The sequence below is a fragment of the Streptomyces sp. MK37H genome, assembly GCF_018035285.1.
Lineage (GTDB): Bacteria > Actinomycetota > Actinomycetes > Streptomycetales > Streptomycetaceae > Streptomyces > Streptomyces endocoffeicus.
In genome coordinates this window covers 1-3,211 of sequence record NZ_JAAAYH010000678.1, presented here as the reverse complement: position 1 = coordinate 3,211, position 3,211 = coordinate 1, and the positions used below count along the sequence as shown (strand labels likewise).

5 protein-coding genes are annotated in these 3,211 nt (G+C 71.9%); 4 read left to right on the top strand and 1 reads right to left on the bottom strand.

All coding sequences use genetic code 11. From position 1 onward, the window contains the following. The first annotated feature begins 87 nt into the window (after positions 1-87). From GWI24_RS42600 to GWI24_RS42585, 4 genes are read left to right on the top strand one after another with little or no spacing between them, the layout of a single operon-like run. Positions 88-507 (top strand): roadblock/LC7 domain-containing protein, encoded by a 420-nt coding sequence (locus GWI24_RS42600; protein WP_037959972.1) that lies wholly within the window; start codon positions 88-90, stop codon positions 505-507. Further along, positions 504-866: a DUF742 domain-containing protein gene (locus tag GWI24_RS42595; protein ID WP_210951382.1), complete on the top strand. Its 363-nt coding sequence runs from the start codon at positions 504-506 to the stop codon at positions 864-866. The genes GWI24_RS42600 and GWI24_RS42595 overlap by 4 nt, the downstream gene beginning before the upstream one ends. Further along, a complete protein-coding gene (locus GWI24_RS42590; RefSeq protein WP_210951381.1) occupies positions 847-1,470 on the top strand; it encodes an ATP/GTP-binding protein in 624 nt (207 codons plus the stop codon). The genes GWI24_RS42595 and GWI24_RS42590 overlap by 20 nt, the downstream gene beginning before the upstream one ends. Further along, on the top strand, positions 1,467-2,963 hold the full coding sequence (locus GWI24_RS42585; protein WP_210951380.1) for a cytochrome P450: 1,497 nt from the start codon (positions 1,467-1,469) through the stop codon (positions 2,961-2,963). Before GWI24_RS42590 ends, GWI24_RS42585 begins: the two co-directional genes overlap by 4 nt. A gap of 36 nt (positions 2,964-2,999) precedes the next feature. Here GWI24_RS42585 and GWI24_RS42580 read toward each other — a convergent pair whose 3' ends face one another. Continuing rightward, the gene (locus GWI24_RS42580; protein ID WP_210951379.1) at positions 3,000-3,155 is read right to left on the bottom strand and encodes a hypothetical protein; all 156 of its coding nucleotides are present in this window, start codon (positions 3,153-3,155) and stop codon (positions 3,000-3,002) included. Between the last annotated feature and the right edge of the window lie 56 nt (positions 3,156-3,211).

Sequence of the window (3,211 nt, the reverse complement as noted above, 5' to 3'; positions counted from 1 at the left end):
CGGCGGACGCCGCCACGGACGCGCCGGACCCCCGGAAGTCCCCCAGCACCCCGGACAGCTCAAGCACCCCGAACACGTCGGACAAGGATGAGTAGGCAAGTGACGCAACCGCGGTTCAACATGGACTGGATGCTCCGGGACCTGGCGTCCAGCGTTCCGGAGACCCGGCACGTGGTCCTGCTGTCCTCGGACGGCCTGTGCATGGCCCAGGTCGGCACGGACAAGGACACCGCCGACCGCCTGGCCGCCGCCTGCGCCGGGCTGCAGAGCCTCTCCGGTGCGATCGCCGCCGAATTCCCCGAGGGGGACGGCCGGATGCGGCTGGTGGTCATCGAGGTCGACGGCGGGTTCTTCTATCTGATGGCGGCCGGTACCAGCTCGTATCTGGCGGTGCTCGCCGAGGACAGCGTGGACGCCGGGCTGATGGGCCAGTGCATGAGAGATCTCGTCGCCCGGCTCGGGGAGCACCTCAGCAGCCCGCCGCGGGTCGACGGACGCGTGACATGAGCGAGCCCGGCAAGCCGTGGGACGAGGGCGGCCCGGAGCGGCTCTACACCGTGAGCCGCGGCCGCGCGCCGCAGGAACCCCGGCACCGGCCCGTCGAACTCGTCAGCCTGATCGTGGCGCGCGCCGAACCGGAGCCGGGGACGGCCCCCGAGGCCGCGGCCGTGCTGAGGATGTGCCAGTTCCCGCTCTCGGTGGCCGAGATCTCCGCGTATCTGGTCCTGCCCGTCTCCATCGTCACCGTGCTCCTCGCGGGGCTGCTGCGGGACGACCGGGTGGAGGTCAGGGCGCCGGTCCCGGCCGCCGTGCTGCCCGACCCCGAACTGCTGCAGGCGGTGATGCATGGACTACAGAACCTCTGAGGGAATCGCCGGACCGCGCAGCGAGGACACCCTCCCGGCCTCCGCGGCCGCCGCCGTCAAGGTGGTGATCGTCGGCGGCTTCGGCGTCGGCAAGACCACCATGGTCGGCTCGGTGAGCGAGATCCGCCCGCTGACCACCGAGGAGACCATGACCCAGGCCGGGGTCGGCGTCGACGACATCGCGGGGATCGAGCGCAAGACCGAGACCACCGTCGCGATGGACTTCGGCCGGATCAGCCTCAACGAACGGCTGGTGCTCTATCTGTTCGGCACCCCCGGTCAGGAGCGGTTCTGGTTCCTGTGGAACGGCCTCTTCGAGGGCGCCCTGGGCGCCGTGGTCCTCATCGACACCCGCCGTCTGGAGGTCAGCTTCGACGCGGTCGGGCGGCTCGAGGAGCGCGGGGTGCCCTTCGTGGTCGCGGTCAACGCGTTCCCCGAGGCCCCCGTCCACCCCATGGCGGACCTGCGCGCGGCCATGGACCTGCCCGACTCCGTACCGATGATCGACTGCGATGCCCGCGACCGGGCCTCCAGCCGCAACACCCTCCTCGCCCTCGTGCGCCATCTGCAATCCCTCCACACCGTGACCCCGGAGACACCGTGACTCCTCATCCCGACGACCCCGGCACCGGGCCCGCCGATCTGCCGCCCACCCGGTGCCCCGCTCACACCGCGCTCTCCGACGGAGACGGCGGTCTGGTGGACCTCCTCGGGCCCGAGAACGAGAAGGACCCGATGGGGCTGTACGAGCGGCTGCGCGCCGAGCACGGCCCGGTGGCCCCGATCGTGCTCGACGGTGACATACCGGCCTGGCTGCTGCTGGGCTACCGCGAGAACCTGGAGGTCTCCCGCACCCCCTCCCGCTTCTCCCGCGACTCCCGCCACTGGCACGCCTGGAAGGACGGCAGGATCGCCGCCGACTCACCCCTGCTGCCGGTGGTCGGCTGGCAGCCCATGTGCACCTTCGCCGACGGCGACGAGCACGAGCGGCTGCGGGCCGCGCTCACCGAGTCCATGGGGCGCTTCGACCGCCGCGGGATCCGCCGCCATGTCACCCGCTTCACCCACCAGCTGGTGAACGACTTCTGCGCCGACGGAGGCGCGGAGATGGTCACCGCCTTCGCCCAGCAGCTGCCCATGCTCGTCCTCACCCAACTGCTGGGCATGCCCGACGAGTACGGCCCTCGGCTGGTCGAGGCCACCCGGGACCTGATGAAGGGCACCGAGACGGCCCTGCGCAGCGACGCGTACGTCACCGACGCCCTCAAGGGCCTGGTGGACCGCAGGCGCGCCGAACCCGGCGAGGACCTGGCGTCCTGGCTGCTGGCCCACCCCTCCGGCCTCACCGAGGAGGAGGTGGTCCAGCATCTGCGGCTGGTGCTGCTCACCGGCAACGAGACCACCACCAATCTGATGGCCAATACGCTGCGCATGGTCCTCACCGACCCGCGCTTCCGCGCGTCCCTGGCCGGCGGCCATATGACGCTGCCGGACGCCATCGAGCACGTGCTGTGGAACGAGCCCCCGCTCACGGTCGTCCCCGGCCGCTGGGCCACCGGGGACACCGAGCTGGGCGGTCAGCGGATCAAGGCCGGGGACATGCTGCTGCTGGGGCTGGCCGCCGGGAACGTCGACCCGGCCATCCGCCCCGACATCGCCGCGCCCATGTACGGCAACCGGTCCCATCTCGCCTTCAGCGGCGGCCCCCATGAATGCCCGGGGCAGGACATCGGCCGCGCCATCACGGACACCGCCATCGACACCCTGCTGCTGCGCCTGCCCGATCTGCGGCTGGCCGTGGACGAGTCCGCGCTGACCTGGCTCTCGTCCTGGATCTCCCGCCATCTCGTCGAGCTGCCGGTGGAGTTCATGCCCCGGCGCCCCGAGCCGGACATCATGGACCTCCCCGTCGAGGTCCTCCTCACCCCTCGGCAGCGGGTGCCCTCGATACCGGAGGAGACGGCGGCCCCGGCATGGTCCGGCACCGAGGGCCCCGAGTCGGCCGCCCCCGGGCGCGTCCCGTGGTGGGTGGCGTTATGGCGGTGGCTGCTGGGCAGGCCCTCGGGATCCGCTCCGAAGGGGTCCTCCGCCCGGTAGAGATCAGCCCCGTAAGGCCGGTGAGGGCCCCGCGTCTCAGCCCCGGGCCGCCACGACCCCCACGGTCAGCAGTCCGAGCACCACCCAGCTGAACCAGAGCCAGCCGTTGCTCCCCAGAGCCACGGTGTAGGCCGTCACCAGCACCAGACCCCCCACCGTGGCCACCGTCATCGCCTTCGCGGAACCGGGCATCCCCGACCTCCTCACGGCGGTCCCGACGCCCCTTCGCCAGGACCCGGGCCACCCAG